Annotated in this window: 14 protein-coding genes; 7 read left to right on the top strand and 7 right to left on the bottom strand. The window is 44.8% G+C overall.

Annotated features, from left to right (window positions below; genetic code table 11):
* Window positions 1–188: 188 nt before the first annotated feature.
* The 3 genes from LK536_RS53520 to LK536_RS53510 form a co-directional block, all read right to left on the bottom strand.
* Window positions 189–1,682, bottom strand: coding sequence for a response regulator (locus tag LK536_RS53520; protein ID WP_227796953.1), 1,494 nt, complete (start codon window positions 1,680–1,682; stop codon window positions 189–191).
* Window positions 1,675–3,378, bottom strand: a complete 1,704-nt coding sequence (locus LK536_RS53515; protein WP_227796954.1) for a sensor histidine kinase — start codon at window positions 3,376–3,378, stop codon at window positions 1,675–1,677. Before LK536_RS53515 ends, LK536_RS53520 begins: the two co-directional genes overlap by 8 nt.
* Before the next feature lie 234 nt (window positions 3,379–3,612).
* Window positions 3,613–5,343, bottom strand: coding sequence for a glycosyl hydrolase 115 family protein (locus LK536_RS53510; protein ID WP_227796955.1), 1,731 nt, complete (start codon window positions 5,341–5,343; stop codon window positions 3,613–3,615).
* A gap of 608 nt (window positions 5,344–5,951) precedes the next feature.
* Here LK536_RS53510 and LK536_RS53505 point away from each other — a divergent pair.
* The 4 genes from LK536_RS53505 (at window position 5,952) to uxaC (ending at window position 8,584) form a co-directional block, all read left to right on the top strand.
* Entirely contained in the window at window positions 5,952–6,182 is a 231-nt protein-coding gene (locus LK536_RS53505) for an HPr family phosphocarrier protein (protein ID WP_227796956.1), read from the top strand.
* Between the two features lie 214 nt (window positions 6,183–6,396).
* Window positions 6,397–6,852, top strand: a complete 456-nt coding sequence (locus LK536_RS53500) for a hypothetical protein (RefSeq protein ID WP_331472270.1) — start codon at window positions 6,397–6,399, stop codon at window positions 6,850–6,852.
* A gap of 89 nt (window positions 6,853–6,941) precedes the next feature.
* Window positions 6,942–7,148: a hypothetical protein gene (locus LK536_RS53495; RefSeq protein WP_506092234.1), complete on the top strand. Its 207-nt coding sequence runs from the start codon at window positions 6,942–6,944 to the stop codon at window positions 7,146–7,148.
* 32 nt (window positions 7,149–7,180) lie between these two features.
* A complete protein-coding gene (gene uxaC, locus LK536_RS53490) occupies window positions 7,181–8,584 on the top strand; it encodes a glucuronate isomerase (RefSeq protein ID WP_227796957.1) in 1,404 nt (467 codons plus the stop codon).
* A gap of 223 nt (window positions 8,585–8,807) precedes the next feature.
* On the opposite strand, the gene LK536_RS53485 is transcribed toward uxaC, so the two are convergent.
* From LK536_RS53485 to LK536_RS53470, 4 genes are all read right to left on the bottom strand, one after another.
* Window positions 8,808–10,163, bottom strand: coding sequence for an ABC transporter substrate-binding protein (locus LK536_RS53485; protein WP_227796958.1), 1,356 nt, complete (start codon window positions 10,161–10,163; stop codon window positions 8,808–8,810).
* A 44-nt stretch (window positions 10,164–10,207) separates the two neighbouring features.
* Window positions 10,208–10,918, bottom strand: coding sequence for a carbohydrate ABC transporter permease (locus LK536_RS53480; RefSeq protein WP_227797019.1), 711 nt, complete (start codon window positions 10,916–10,918; stop codon window positions 10,208–10,210).
* A 137-nt stretch (window positions 10,919–11,055) separates the two neighbouring features.
* Window positions 11,056–11,937: a carbohydrate ABC transporter permease gene (locus LK536_RS53475; RefSeq protein WP_227796959.1), complete on the bottom strand. Its 882-nt coding sequence runs from the start codon at window positions 11,935–11,937 to the stop codon at window positions 11,056–11,058.
* A 416-nt stretch (window positions 11,938–12,353) separates the two neighbouring features.
* Complete coding sequence (locus tag LK536_RS53470; protein WP_227796960.1) at window positions 12,354–12,749, bottom strand: RrF2 family transcriptional regulator; 396 nt, start codon at window positions 12,747–12,749, stop codon at window positions 12,354–12,356.
* Window positions 12,750–13,182: 433 nt separating this feature from the next.
* On the opposite strand from LK536_RS53470, the gene LK536_RS53465 reads away from it, so the two are divergent.
* The 3 genes from LK536_RS53465 to LK536_RS53455 are packed head-to-tail and all read left to right on the top strand — an operon-like array spanning window position 13,183 to window position 15,832.
* Window positions 13,183–14,475: an O-acetylhomoserine aminocarboxypropyltransferase/cysteine synthase family protein gene (locus tag LK536_RS53465; RefSeq protein WP_227796961.1), complete on the top strand. Its 1,293-nt coding sequence runs from the start codon at window positions 13,183–13,185 to the stop codon at window positions 14,473–14,475.
* A gap of 42 nt (window positions 14,476–14,517) precedes the next feature.
* Window positions 14,518–15,177: an amino acid ABC transporter permease gene (locus tag LK536_RS53460; RefSeq protein ID WP_227796962.1), complete on the top strand. Its 660-nt coding sequence runs from the start codon at window positions 14,518–14,520 to the stop codon at window positions 15,175–15,177.
* The gene (locus tag LK536_RS53455) at window positions 15,158–15,832 is read left to right on the top strand and encodes an amino acid ABC transporter permease (protein WP_227796963.1); all 675 of its coding nucleotides are present in this window, start codon (window positions 15,158–15,160) and stop codon (window positions 15,830–15,832) included. The genes LK536_RS53460 and LK536_RS53455 overlap by 20 nt, the downstream gene beginning before the upstream one ends.
* Window positions 15,833–15,836: the final 4 nt, after the last annotated feature.

Raw genomic sequence — 15,836 nt, 5'->3', positions numbered from 1 at the left:
CCTTTTCTCAACGGGTTTTTGTTTATTTCTGATAGCCTTATTATACTGTTTTTAACCATGAATCTGAATGGAATTTGCAGATTACCCGTCTGTAAAATTCCGACTAAAACATAAAAAAAAGAAGCATCCCGGAAAAAATAATCTTTCTTAGATACTCCCTCTTTTCATTTATTTGTAATTTTCCGACTTTAACCATCTATTAACATTTTTCGGTACTCAGACGGTACCATCCCTGTATTTTTTTTAAATACTTTGGCAAAATACTGCCCATCCGCAGGGTATCCAGTCTGCTCTGCTAATTCAGATATCCGGATATCCGGATTAAATTCCAGCAACCGTTTTGCCAGATTCACACGAACCCGGACTAAAAATGAAGAATATTTTTCATTGGTGTAGCGGTAAAAGAAACGGCCAAAATAATCTTCATTTATAAATAGCACTTCTTTCGCCAAATACTGCAGGCTTAAATCCGGATTTTTGATATTCTGGTAAATGCTATACAGTATATGTTTCATACGGTTTCCATCTTTTGTATCGGGCAGCGACAATTTCAAATAAGCGGCACATTCTTCAGTAACTATTTCCAAAAGTTCCCAGATATCCCCATCTTTCGCTTCGCATTCCTCTTTTTCACAGAATATTTTCAAAAAGAAACGGAAGGAATCTGCAATTCGGTTCTTTGAAAATCCCCGCATCTCCATCTTTGCAAAAGAAGTATAGATTTCAAACATTACCTCTGCGTAATCCTTTGCTTCCCTAATCCGGTCATAATCCAGTATCATGACAGAGTTGTCCTTTTTCAGGAAATCGAAGCTGATAAACTCCATCCTCCCTTCCGAATCACCTAAGAAAAACAACTCTTGGAGCTGAGAGTAAAGACTGCTGACCTCCTCAATGCCCCCTGTTCTGCTGATTGCCGAGCGAAGCCCTGTCTGTTTATACTTCCCATACTCTTTATGGACCTTTATAATCAGCGGCCGCAGATTTTCCACTATCTCCTCGGGAATCAGATAAATCATCTCATCCTTTGTGGATGTACTCATATAGATGTTCTCCACACCTAAAAGCTCTGTTAAAATGTTTGTCAGCACAAACTGATCCAGCTGATCCAATTCCTGAGGGGATCGGATTCCCAACAGTGCAAAGGAATTTCTGGTATCCTCCATAAATTTCTCAAGAAGAATTTTATCGGCCTTAGACACCTCCTTTTGGGTTATCAGGATGCCAAGGATTTGTTCTTTTACACGTGGAAGCATTTGGTAAAAGGTACTCCGATATTCCTGCTCTGATTTCCTTTTATTCTCCAGCTCCGCCAGTTCCTTCTTTACTCCCTGCAGCACTTCCACAATCTTTTCTTCATCACAGGGTTTTAAAATATAATGCCGGATTCCAAGTTCCATAGCCCTGCTTGTGTATCCATATTCTCCATATCCGGACAACACCACAAAAAGTATGTCCGGATAAAGTTCCTTCGTATTGCGGATTAGCTGTATCCCGTCCATAACCGGCATCTTGATATCTGTAATTACTATGTCAGGAATATACATCCGTATTTTTTCAAGCCCTTCAATCCCATTCCATGCCATATCCACCAGTTCCATATCCAGCTTCTTCCATGGAATAATTTCCGCCATGGCCTCGCGTTCAATATCCTCATCGTCTACCAACAACACCTTAATCATCGCTCTTCATCACCTCTGCCTTCGGAATCTTAATCGTCACAGTCGTTCCGCCTCCAGGAACACTGCTGATATCAAAATACGCTTCCTGATTAAACGCCATTTTAAGCCGTTCATAAATATTCTTTAAGCCAATGCCATGACCTTTCGGCTCTGCGGTAAAAGTGCGGACCGCTTCCAGTTCCTCCTCCGTCATACCAGGGCCATTGTCCGATACAGTTATGGCAATCCGCTCTCCTTCTTCTTTGAGCGCAACGGATATCGTACACGGCGTCAGCATCTTTTCTACCCCATGGTAGATGGAATTCTCTACCAGTGGCTGTAGCGTCATATGGGGGATAAGGTACTGACCTGAAACTTCACATTCCACGGAAAAGGCCACACGCTTCCTGTACCGGTATTCCTGAATCGTCATGTATTTTCTCAGACTATCCAGTTCCTCATCAATGGTGACATACTGCTGTTTATTCAGGGCAGACCGTAAAATTGTTCCCAGCGCCACTGTCATTTCCGCCGCCTCGTCATTTTTTCGCGCCCGGATCATCCAGTTTATGCTGTTTAAGGTATTATAAAGGAAATGCGGGTTGATCTGTGCCTGCAGCATTTTATACTTGGTGTCTTTCAACAGAAGCTGCTTTTCATAATTTTCATGAATAAGGTTATCAATCTTATCCAATGTCACTTTGAATTCCTGGGTCATCAGGCCAATCTCATCCTTTTGCGTATTGGTTCCTAAAAACTCTCTCGCCTGGTCAAAATCTCCGGTTTCCACAATCTGCATACTTTCCGTCAAATGCTCCAACGGTTTCACAATCATATGCGCAAGTTTTTTTAAAATCAGTGCGGTAATTAGAAAAAGCAGAAGGAAGCCCCCAATCATCATATACCGCAGATTCTGATTCTGTCCGTAAATTTCTGAATAAGGAAATATATTGACATAGGTCCACCCTGTCTTGGATGATTGTAAATGGCATACGAAATATCGCTGTCCTTTATCTTTAATAATCTGATATCCTTTATCTCCCTCCAGCCTGGGCAGCCTCTCCATCATTCCTTTCTGATTTTCATAGATAATACCCTCATTTGAGTAAATGCAGAGCGTGGAGCTGTCCGCTTCCAAATCGTCAATATTCTTTTCAATCATTCCAGATACATCACAGGTAATCAGAAGGCTCCCGAGATACTCCAGGCTCGCATCAATATGCTTTCTTATGTCACGCCCCGTCAGCAGATAGGGATACTCTGCCGTTGGCGGCTGCACCACATAGGCCCCTTTCGCTTCATGAATCCGGTTCATCACAGATTCGTACAACTCCCTGCTGATTGTTCCCGTTGCAACTCCCACAACAAACTGGGTTCTATCCCCATCCGTATATACCATGTTGGAAACCATATTGGAATTTGCCAGTTCCTTATTAAACAACATTCGCAGCTGATAAACTTCATAAGAATAATCTGCTGTAAAATGCTTCATTTCTTTCATTTTTGTGAGTTGTTCCTGAATCTGTGTATCGATTGCTATATTATAGGATATTCCTTCCACCTCGTCTAAACTCCGGTTTACCTCCTGAGTGAAAAAATCCAGTTCCTGCAGAGACTTTTCATACAATTTTCCATCATAGATATTAAAGCTGACCTGCAGTGCAGCAACACTTATAAGAAAACAGATTCCCAGCATAAGGACGTAAACAATAATCATCTTTTCCGCCAGTTTTAAATCTCTATATTTTTGGTACCAGTATTCCCGATACGCTTCCATTGACTGCCATTTAAACAATATCCCTCTGTCCTTCACTTGCCTGTCTCCCTAATCGCTATCTTACGTTTCAACGTATTTCCAAGCGCAATCCTTCTGTATACGGAATGAAAATTTTCTTTTTATATATAAAATTATAAACGAATAAAGAGAAAACCGCAAAGACAATATAAGATTCTACAGGTTGTTTTTATCGAATTTATTATATTCTTTTTCCTTCATTGCCTGATACAGTTCTCCATCTGTCAGGTGATTCTCATAATTTAAAAGCAGCATGATTTTTCTGTCCCGTTCCGGATAAATAATTAATCTCTGCCATTGATAAAAGTACGGACCATCTCCAATATTCCTAATATATCCCATCAACAACCTGAGCAAGTATACCGTCTCTTTTATGTCCGTCTGGCAGTCGTTGTCATAAAAACCTTTCCATTTATCGTGGCCGCACTCCTTCATAGCCTCCTCCGCCAGATGAAAGTGGTCTGCTGCCTGGCCGATTTCGTAAAAGGCATTCAGATAATCGCTGCTTCCATATGCCGAATATCCCTTTCCGAAATGGATTACCCCCTCCAGGCAGAATGTGTGGATTTTCACCTGGAGCAGGAGGGAATCCTTCCACAATCTGCAACAGTCCTCCGGCAGTTCATCTGCCAGACTACCGCATCTATCGAGCAGTCTTTGAAAACGCGGATAGGCATTTTTACATTTTGACACATACCACTGAAGCTGTCCGGCGAAACTTTCTGCCGGTCCACACCAGAGAAGTTCCTCACAGGCAGCTTTTCCGCCATCCTTCATCCATTGATGGATCAGAACCCGTGTGACATAATTATAAAACTGTTCTCCCGCATGTTCATCTTCCTTCTCTCCATACGGAAGTGCAGCTTCAAAATATTCCATAAAGCATTCTTTCATTTCCTTTAAGGACCTGTCCCCATAATACCTGCTTATGTACTGTTCCAGATGCTTTTCCGGTTCCGTTTCCAGGGAGTTCCATAAAGCGGCTGCAAAATCCAGAGGATAGACATGGGGTTTAATATTGGAGCAGTTCACAAGCCATAGTGTCGAAATTCCAGACTCATAAGCATGCCCCAGTTCCTTTTTTACAAATCCCATGGGATTCGGCAGCATCGTGAGCACGTTGGCAGCCTGAAGATCATAAAAAGAAACGTGATAGTAAACGCCATGTCTTCTGTCGCCAAGCCCTTTACCCGGAAGTGCTGGAACACGCGGGTTATGATTTCCCTGCCTTCTGGATACCATTTTTCCATAGCCGTTATCAGCCCAGATCATAATTACATTATCCGGAAGTTCAATCAGACCCTGTTGGTACAGCTCCATGGTTTCTCCATACAGATTTGTGCCAAAAACAGGATCTGCAACGTATTTTTTCACCAGTTCATACTGTTCCTTCATAATACTGCTAATCAGCTGGCCTCTCTTTTCCGGGGTATCGTACTGGGGATCATTCTCCCAGAATGGGGTGTCACCCTGGCCCCGGAAGCCAAGATTCCAGATAATCTTATGATTCATCTGCCTCTTAATCCCTTCCTCCCATAGGCCGCGGAACAAGTCTGGATATTCTTTGAACGAAGGATTTTTATCCGGATAAACCCGCAGGAACATCTCTGCCCCAAGAGGCTCCGCATGGTGCTGGGTAATCCACAATCCCATGTCTCCCGCAAGACCGGCATATTTTTTTGAATTGCTGTCCGTTCCCGGAATTACCGTATTTCCGCCGCAGCGCAGCAGCGCTTCAAATGCCATTTCCCACGGATATGCTGCATCTTTCCCTGCTTCCCAGTGGCTGATTAAAACCTCGTCATTGATAAACCAGCCCCGGTAAGCGACTAGCTTTTTCTTTGAATGGTATTCCTTAAATGGGATGGGAATCTCTTTTTGTTTCACAAACTTCTGATCATTCCAAAACCAAAACGGAAGTATTCTCAGACAATGCCCACTAATGTAAAGCAGTGCATAAATAACACCCAGTTCCTCTGAAGCCGTAATTGTCATTTTTCTGTCATTTTCTACGTGAATATAATAATCTTCTGCCGGCAACTCTCCCTTTTTCAAACATATCTTTCCGGATTCTGTTCTGTCTGTTCCCTCATCTGCAGTTTCCAAAACCATTGAAAGATCCCGGTAAAAACGTGATACTGCACGCCTGACAGGTTCACTCTTAAATTCTGAATCTATTATGACATCTCTATTTAATATAAAAAAATCATTCTGCATATCCATAATCTCCTACTCTCCTACGTTTTATTTCTTAATCTTAATCCTTCTTATTAATAAATCAAATGATCTTTTCCTGTATTCTTACTGAAAAAAAACGACTTTTTATTAGAAAAGCAGAATCCTGGAACTTTACATTTTAAAATTTTATTACAGCTCTATGCATAAAGTCTGTTTTTTACAAGTAACCTATCGGTATTCTTCATTCTTATTTTAATGAAAAGTGCTAAAATTAGATTATCACTAAGTTAACCCCTATACATGAGGAGGAATTTATCATGGAACATAAATTTATAACTTTTCAGAATACCCAGCAGATTCTGCAGTTTGTCAGTTCGGTAAGCAAACTGGATTTCGATGTGGACGTTAAATACGGAAGCCGCATGGTTGATGCCAAATCCATCTTGGGAGTGATTTCTCTGGCTTCATTCAAAACAGTCGAAGTTATCTTTCATCCCGTTACTGACTGTATTTCACAGTTAGATGAACTATTTGAATTGGCATCGTAATACTGCTTTGTAAAATGCTATGACTACAAGTGAACATTATATTAAAAAGCGGGCTTAAAAAGGACCTGACAAAACAGATGGGTTCCAGTCCGGTGAAAAACCGATTGCTATGGTAAGCATGGATAACTGTTCCCACAATGGCAGCAAGCTGTTTGACACGGTCCACATATTCGCCGCAAAATGGTCCGAAACAGGCCTGACAGCCGCTTCCTTCGTGGAATATATCGAAAATCCCGCAAAAGTATCCTTCCCATGGTCCATGATTGATAAGATTACTCCAAGACCGGACCCATCTGTGGAGGAACTTCTGAAAAAAGACGGTGTGGAGGAGTCAGACCCGGTAGTTACCTCCAAAAATACATATGTTGCTCCCTTTGTAAATGTAGAAGAATGCCAGTATCGTGTCATTGAGGATGTGTTTCCAAACGGGAGGCCCCAGCTTGAAAGAGGCGGCCTGATTTTCACCAACCGCGAAACTGTGGATAAAGTAGAAAAGATGAAAGTCTGCACCTGCTTAAACCCGCTTCATACCGCACTCGCTATATTTGGCTGTCTCCTTGGTTATGACCTAATATCTAAAGAAATGCAGGATGTTACATTGAAAAAGCCAGTAAAGGAAATCGGCTATACTGAAGGACTCCCAGTGGTCATCAATCCCGGTCTGATTTGAAGTTTATCCCGCTCGTATTTGCCGGATGGCTCCGGTATTTGATGGGCGTAGATGATCAGGGCAATCCGTTTACCCTAAGTCCGGATACTATGCTTGACACTCTGCGGCCCTTTATCTTCGGTATAAAGCTGGGCGATACCGTAGACGATGCGCTGCCAAAGCCGATTCCTGAAAACAGCAATATCTTCGGCGTCAATTTTTATGAAGTGGGACTGGCTCCCCTTGTATGCCGCTATTTCCGGGAAATGACAACCGGATGCGGTGCGGTGAGGGCAACACTTGAAAAATATGTATAACATTTTATATAGTCCGGAAGGGGGCCTTTACGATGAAACCATTTATTAACGACGACTTTTTATTACAGACCAATACGGCCAGGGAATTGTTTTCCGGCCATGCGCGCAAGATGCCCATCATTGATTTTCACAACCATCTGAATCCGCAGGAAATCTACGAAGACAGATGCTATGACAACATCGCCCAGGTATGGCTCGGCGGCGATCATTATAAGTGGCGCGCCATGCGTGCCAACGGCATACCGGAACAGTTGATTACCGGCGACGGACAGCCTTATGAGAAATTTCTTGCCTGGGCGGATACCGTACAGAATTGTATCGGCAATCCTTTATACCACTGGACCCACCTGGAGTTAAAACGGTATTTTGACATTGATGAAACACTGTCTCCCGATACGGCAAAAGACATCTGGGATATCTGTAACCGGAAGCTAAGGTCACCACAATACTCTGTCCGCAATCTTCTGAACATGCAGAATGTGAAAGTCCTCTGCACCACGGATGACCCAGTTGATGACTTAATCTGGCACAAGAAGCTTGTACAGGAACAGTCAGATTTCCAGGTGCTGCCCACCTTCCGCCCTGGAAATGCCCTGGATATTGAAAAGGATTATTTTCCGTCCTATGTGGCCTGCCTTGGTTCCGTATCACAGTCAGACGTGTCTTCACTGGACGGGCTGCTTGAAGCGTTAAAGAAGAGACTGGACTTCTTCATCAGCGTAGGCTGCCGGGTGACCGATCACAGTCTGGAGGACAGCTTCTATCTTCCGGCTTCCTACGAGACGGCCAATGGGCTATATCAGAAGAGACTCACTGGAGTTGCCCTTTCTTCTGAGGCAGCAGCCATGTACCGGGGATTTTTGCTGACAGAGCTTGGACGGGAATATGCCCGGAGAGGACTCATCATGCAGCTTCATATCGGCGCGCTCCGCAACAATTCTTCCAGAATGTTTGAAAAAATGGGGGCGGATACAGGCTTTGATAGTCTGAATGATTTTAATTATGCTCCACAGCTCTCTGCGCTTTTGAACGCCATGGATTCTACTGACGAGCTGCCCAAAACAATCCTCTATTATCTAAATCCGAAGGATGTGGACATGCTTGCCGCCATGGCCGGGAATTATCAGGGAAACAGCACCGGTATCAGGGGAAAGATTCAACTTGGTAGCGCCTGGTGGTTCTGTGACCATAAGCGTGGGATGGAACGCCAGATGGACGCCCTGTCCGACGTTGGGCTTATCTCCCGCTTTGTAGGAATGCTTACCGACTCAAGGAGCTTCCTCTCCTTCCCGCGGCATGAATACTTCCGACGTATCCTGTGCAGTAAGCTGGGTACCTGGGTGGAGAATGGAGAATACCCGAAGGATATGGCCTATCTTGGCAAGTTGACAGAAGACATCTGTTACTACAATGCCAAAAACTATTTTAACTTATAGAATACATCATGTCCGATGCATATCCCGACATATTGGTTGGCGCTGGGACAGTCGGGAAATTGGATACCGATTTTCCCAGAGCGCAGAATGGCCGTAACTATTAACATCAGTTACGGCTATTCTTATACCCTCTTTTGTATGGACTAAAATGCCAATTATACCTTGTCATCTTGGATATTCACCTGTCCGAAACAAGTAGGTTATCTGTATTTGTCACTTACAATTATTTTTGATTGATTACATCCAGAGCTGCCTGCGCGGTTTCTGCGGCCTCCTTGAGGGCATCGGCTGCCGGAACATTTTCAATTTCCACTTTATCTGCTGCAATGGCCAGAGCATCAAAAATTTTTCCGCCGGTAGGATCAATAGGATCCGGGGACGCATGCATGGCCTGAGATAAAGGAACAAGGGCATGGGGATTTTCAGCGGTATAGGACTGATATTCCGGGATATCCAATGTGGTTTCACGGACTGGTATATAACCGGTTGCCATGGACCATCTTGCCTGCTGGGATGCATCTGCAAAATATTTCATAAACTGGTATGCGCCGTCCTTTGTTTTATCTTTTCCTGTTTCCACCATCACCATCTGTAATACTCTTGCAACCGGCGCTGAAGGATTATCCCCGAACCCAGGCTGTTCCATGGCTCCCACCTTAGTAAAATCCAGATCCGCCTGATCGCCCGAGGAACCGGTATATCCGCCTGCTTTGTCCTGAAGTACGTCATCCATGGTATCATACCAATATTCCCAGCCCTGGCCCCCATAGTGTATTGACATATTCTTATCCTCATGAATCCATCTGCGGGCCGCTTCCCATGTTTCAACCCATGGTTCCGTATTGATGAGCACGGTACGGCCGTCATCACTGATCATTGCACCACCGTTGCTGAGGGCCATGTCAATCAGATTGTCTTCTCCCCACATAGGTTCCCATCCATTAGCGCCCGTATTTTGTTGGATAAGGGCTGAGACTTTTGCTAAATCTTCCCAGGTCTTAATCGTATCAGGCTGGATACCTGCCTTTTCAAACAAATCCCTGTTATAGTACATAACCTGTGTGGTTCCATAAGCCGGCATGGCATACAGGATGCCATCGTCACCAAGGCATTGGCGATAGAATACAGGAATCAAATCTTCTTTATTAAAGGAGGAGTCCTGTTCTATATATTGGTCCAAAGGCGCTAACAGCTCCTTCTTTGCAAGGTTTCTGGTTTTATCAGAATCCAGAAGTGCAATATCAGCAGCATTTTTCCCTGCGATTCCAGCCTGCAGTTTGGTGTATGTCTCATCATAATCAGCTTGCTGAACCCCGATTACCGTGTACTCGGATTGGGACTGATTGAAATCTTCTATGATGTCCTCCATGACTCCTGCTGCGGTCTTACCGCCGGAATACCAGAATGTAACCTGGACTTTGCCATCGGCTGTGACAGTATCATCAGGCGCTTTCCCCCCGCAGCCTGTCAAAAGCGAAAGGCTGACTGCCAGTAAAACGGCAGCGCTTGTTCCTGTCCGGAAAGCTTTTTTGAATATTGATGTCCGGCAATGATTGATTAAGGGGCGTTTTAGCTTCATTTTATGTTCCTCCTGTTTTGTGATTTATGATTGAATTGTTTTCATTAACCTTTACAGCCAAAGTCAGTAATGCCCTGAACAATCAGGCGCCAAGTACCGGCAAATAAAATCAGTAACGGCACGACAGTTACCGTGCCTGCTGCCATTACCAGGGACCACTGGGTCCCATAGGCACCTCCCTCATAGAGAAAACGCCGCAGTCCCTGTGATACCAGGCTCAGCTCCGGAGAATCGGTTATCAGAGACGGCCACATATAACTATTATAGGTATTAATAAAAGAAAGAAGGATAAATGTGACAAAGGAGGGCCGGGTCATAGGAACAATGATTCTTGTAAGAATCATGAAATGGCCGGCACCGTCCATCCGGGCCGCCTCCATGGTCTCCGAAGGAACTCCTGCGAATGCCTGGTGAAGCAGGAAGATACCGAACACACTGACGCCATTGGAAAGAATAAGCCCCCCATAGCTGTCTAAAAGTCCTAACCTGGATAGTATCATATAGCATGGGATGTAGGTTACGGCGGTAGGCACCATATAAGTGAACAGAACCAGCCGAAATAGAAGATTCTTTCCTTTCGCCTTCATAAAAGTCACGGCATATGTAAAAAGAGCGCAGCATATAACCTGGATTATCACAACACTGACTGCTACCAGCAGGCTGTTTGCCAAATAGCGCGGAATTGGAGAGTGAAATAAAATCTCGCTGTAATTTTGGTATTGTGAATCTGATGGAAGGAAGGTATCCACCGCCATAACCTCTTCTTTTGTTTTGAGGGAGCTGACAGCCATCCATAAGAAGGGAAAAGCAGTAAAGCAGCATGCACCTCCTAATATAAGATGGACAACACCGGACCGGACGATATGAAGGGTACGAGGGATATACTTCATGATTAAGCCTCCTTGCTTTTCAGTCTAATCTGGAGCAACGCCAGGCTCAGACCAATAATCATAAGGATTACTACCGCTGCTGCCGCCCGTCCCATGTCAAATTGTTCAAATCCCAGTTGATAATATAGATATAGCAGGGTCCGGGTGCTTCCTGCGGGACCGCCCTGAGTCAGGATTTGTATCTGGTCGTAGGCGCGCAGGGAATCTGCTGTCATAATAATTCCTGTCACTAAAATAGCCGGCCGTAAAAGAGGCAAGGTAATATGTAGGAAGCGCTGCATACTTCCTGCACCATCAGCAGACGCAGCTTCATGAAGTTCTGATGGTATCCGGGATAAGGCGCCTGTAAAAAGGAGCATGACATATCCCAGATTCTTCCAGACGGTTACCAAAGCTACGCTGGCTAACGCTGTATTAGAACTGTGGAGCCAGGCAGATCCCGGAAGTCCAAGCAGGTGCAGAAGCTGATTTGCCAATCCAGAGTCCGGTTCAAATATCCAGGTCCACACAATCGATACAGCCACGGCTGGTGTTATCCATGGAGAAAAAATAATAAGAGAGTAAATCGTGTGCTTTCCCGCAGACCATATAAGGACTGCCAGAAGAAGCCCCAGAACTAAGACAGGAATCACTGTCTCCAGTGCAAACAAAAGTGTGTGTGTAAGTGCATCCCAAAAAGCCTTATCTTTTATAAGGGAAGTATAATTAGCCAATCCTGTTACATGAAATCCTGCGGTCATGTAATCCCAGTCCGTAAAGCTAATCCCAATGGATTCCACGATAGGAAACAGCCAGAACAGAATTAGAAACATAAAAGCAGGTGTTACAAATGCTATGAATGTGAATTCAGACTTCCACTTCTTACTGCAATGAGAATCCTTCATAATCTACCACTCCCATATCTGCACATTTTTGTTCAATAATATGCTTTTTATCGTATATTTGAACGCAAAAAAATAGTAGCACAGACACCAGGATATGTCAACAGGATTGTTCAAAATAATTGTAACGTTTACAAAAATGAACATCGGATTGCTTAGATCTTGTGAAAGGAAAAAGAAAATAGAAATGGAATGAAAAATGATAACTGGGGTCTTGCCGGAATTTGTACAGTTACACTTTTATTTTACAAATTCCGGACGATATTAAAACATATATATTCCTTGCCCACGGAGATACACAGAGTCTTATATGCACAAAACAGTATCATAAGGCATGGAAGTCTCGCTAAAAATTAGCTACTCGCTGTTTACCGAAAAGCTGATTTGACAATCTTATTAAATTCAGCCGTACACTATTTTTATAGTAAATCAGCCAGCGTTTTTCCATAAAAATAGTCATGCACCATTTTGTCAAACCCTGCCCATAAGGGAAGGGTCTTACATATGGAGGCCCTGCTGCAAGGCTCGGCATCCTTAGAAAGACATGCAACGGTAGCAAGCGAGCCTTCCATTAATTCCAATATCTCGCCTACTGGATATTCTTCCGGCTTACGGCAAAGCTTATACCCGCCGCCGCGACCTCCAAGACCGAGCAGCATCTTTCCTTTGACAAGTTCTTTCACAATGATCTCCAGGTATTTTTTAGAGATTCCCTGCCGGTCCGCCACTTCTTTCAAAGGAATATATCCTTCGCCACCATGTTCCGCCAGATCTATCATGACACGAAGAGCATAGCGTCCTTTTGTTGAAATCATACCATGCACCGTCCTTTCTGTGATTTATGCCTATTATACCGCAGGGTGAATAGGTAAATCAATGATATTCAAAAAATTTCCAAATCACCTATTGACATAGTAGGTGATTGGTGATACTATAAGCGCATCAGTTTTGAGCTGATCATCAGGAAAGGAGGCGAAAGCAATGACCGGATTATATACCCTCAAAGTTAATACTGTCATGTGTTGTCGAATGCAAAACTCCCGGGCATATTATATGGCTGGGGTGCGGTTATGCACAGATAGCAGCATAGCTGACTGCCTCAATACAATGCTTGATTAATCTGTCAGCATATCGTATGCCATTTGCCCGGGAGCTTGTGATGAGCTTCCGGTTTTTTATTTGCCGAAACCGGAACAGGAACAGCAGCCGATTGAACCGAGAAATATGAATCCAAAGGAGATTACAAAAATGAGTGAATATAAAAACGAATATAAATTTGAAACCCTGCAGCTTCACGTTGGACAGGAGCAGGCCGATCCAGCCACCGGTTCCAGAGCAGTTCCCATTTACCAGACTACCTCTTATGTGTTCCATGATTCCGCACACGCCGCAGCACGCTTTGGGCTTGCAGATGCCGGCAATATTTATGGACGCCTGACAAACTCGACACAGGACGTACTGGAAAAACGGCTTGCCGCGCTTGAAGGTGGCGCTGCTGCACTGGCAACCGCATCTGGTGCTGCCGCAATCACCTATACCATTCAGGCTCTGGCACAAGCCGGGGATCACATTGTAGCACAGAAAACAATCTATGGCGGCAGCTACAATCTATTGGCACACACGCTTCCCCAATACGGAGTCACCACAACCTTTGTGGATGCCCATAACCTTGAAGAACTGACTGCCGCCATACAGCCAAATACCAAAGCTGTCTACCTGGAAACGCTGGGAAACCCAAACAGCGATATCCCGGACATTGATACAATTGCAGAGATTGCCCATGCACACGGTCTGCCGCTTGTGATTGATAACACCTTTGGCACTCCATACCTCATCCGCCCGATTGAACACGGCGCGGATATCGTAGTCCACTCCGCCACCAAGTTCATCGGCGGCCATGGCACTACCCTGGGCGGTATCATCGTGGATTCCGGCAAATTTGACTGGAAAGCCAGCGGTAAATATGCTCCTATCGCAAAACCCAATCCCAGCTATCACGGTGTCTCTTTTGTGGATGCGGCAGGCCCGGCGGCCTTCGTCACCTATATCCGTGCCATTCTTCTGCGCGATACAGGTGCAACGCTTTCCCCCTTTAACGCATTTCTGCTTCTCCAGGGCGTGGAAACCCTTTCCCTGCGCCTGGAACGTCATGCAGAAAACACGAAGAAAGTGGTGGAATATCTGTCTAAGCATCCACAAGTGGAAAAGGTGAATCATCCCAGCCTGCCGGATCATCCCGACCACGCATTGTATGAGAAGTATTTTCCGAACGGAGGAGCCAGCATCTTCACCTTTGAGATTAAGGGCGGACAGGAAGAAGCCTGGAGGTTTATTGACAATCTGAAAATCTTCTCCCTGCTTGCCAATGTAGCCGACGTAAAGAGCCTCGTAATCCATCCGGCCAGTACAACCCATTCCCAACTCTCCGGGGAAGAATTGCTGGATCAGGGCATTAAGCCGAACACCATCCGCCTGTCCATCGGCACAGAGCATATTGATGACATTATCGCGGACCTGGAGAATGGGTTTGCTTCATTATAATAAGTGAAATGAATGAAATTGAGATAGAAGGAGGCGGCTGGCTTGAACTGGGAAATTATCGGGAAATATTTGCCGTTGTACCAAAAAGCAGCGGTACTGACAGTAAAAATCGGGTTTATGGGGATAGCGGCCGCCATCATGATTGGGTTACTATGTACCATCATTCAGTATTATAAGCTTCCGGTCATCCGCAGGATTGTATCTGCGTACATTGAAATCAGCCGGAACACCCCTCTTATGGTGCAGCTGTTTTTCATCTATTATGGCCTGCCCAAAATTGGTATTCAGACAGATGCCACTGCATGTGGTGTTGCGGGTCTGGCTTTCCTCGGTGGAAGCTATATGTCAGAAGCATTTCGCAGTGGGATTGAGGCGGTTGCGCCAATCCAGGAGGAAAGCGCATATAGTCTCGGGCTAAGTAAACTGCAGACTTTCTCTTATGTAATTTTACCGCAGGCATTTTCCATCAGCGTCCCAGCATTTATGGCGAATGTGATTTTTCTGCTGAAAGAAACCAGCGTATTCTCTGCCATAAGCCTTATGGATTTAATGTTTACCGCAAAGGATCTGATTGGACTGTATTACAAAACTGCGGAGAGCCTTTTCCTATTAGTAGTATTCTATCTTATCATATTGCTTCCTGTTTCCGTTTTAGGAAGCCTCCTGGAAAGGAGGTCACGCTATGCCGGATTTGGGTCTTGAGGTACTGCTGAAAGGGAAAAATCTTGCCCGCATCCTTGGCGGATTAGACGCGGCACTCAAAATCAGCATGATTTCCGTCGCTATCAGTATCCCGTTGGGATTTATTCTGGGCATCCTCATGACATGGAAAAATCCAATCTGCCGGGCGATCCTGCGATGTTATCTGGAATTTGTCCGGATTATGCCGCAGATGGTGTTACTGTTCCTCGTCTATTTCGGCACCACGAGAGCCTTTGGCTGGGATTTATCCGGGGAGCTTTCATCTGTGATTGTATTCACAGTCTGGGGAACAGCGGAAATGAGTGATCTGGTCCGGGGTTCCCTGATCAGTATTCCCATGCACCAGTATGAAAGTGCCGAGGCGCTGGGGCTGACAAGAATCCAGAGCTATCAGTACATTGTTCTGCCGCAGGCCGTGCGGAGGTTAATTCCACTGTCAATCAACCTCATCACAAGAATGATTAAAACCACAAGCCTGATCCTGATGATCGGCGTCGTGGAGGTACTGAAGGTTGCCCAGCAGATTATAGAGGCAAACCGGATGGGCAGTCCCAATGCCGCATTCGGAATTTATTTAACGGTATTCTTCCTGTATTTCATTGCCTGCTGGCCAATCAGCCTTTTGGCGAAATACCTTGAGAAACGATGGAGGTGAGGAG

Source organism: Clostridium pacaense (assembly GCF_020709765.2).
In the GTDB taxonomy this organism is placed as follows: domain Bacteria; phylum Bacillota; class Clostridia; order Lachnospirales; family Lachnospiraceae; genus Enterocloster; species Enterocloster hominis.
Note: the sequence above shows the minus strand (reverse complement) of the source record. Positions and strands in the feature narration are given on the sequence as shown.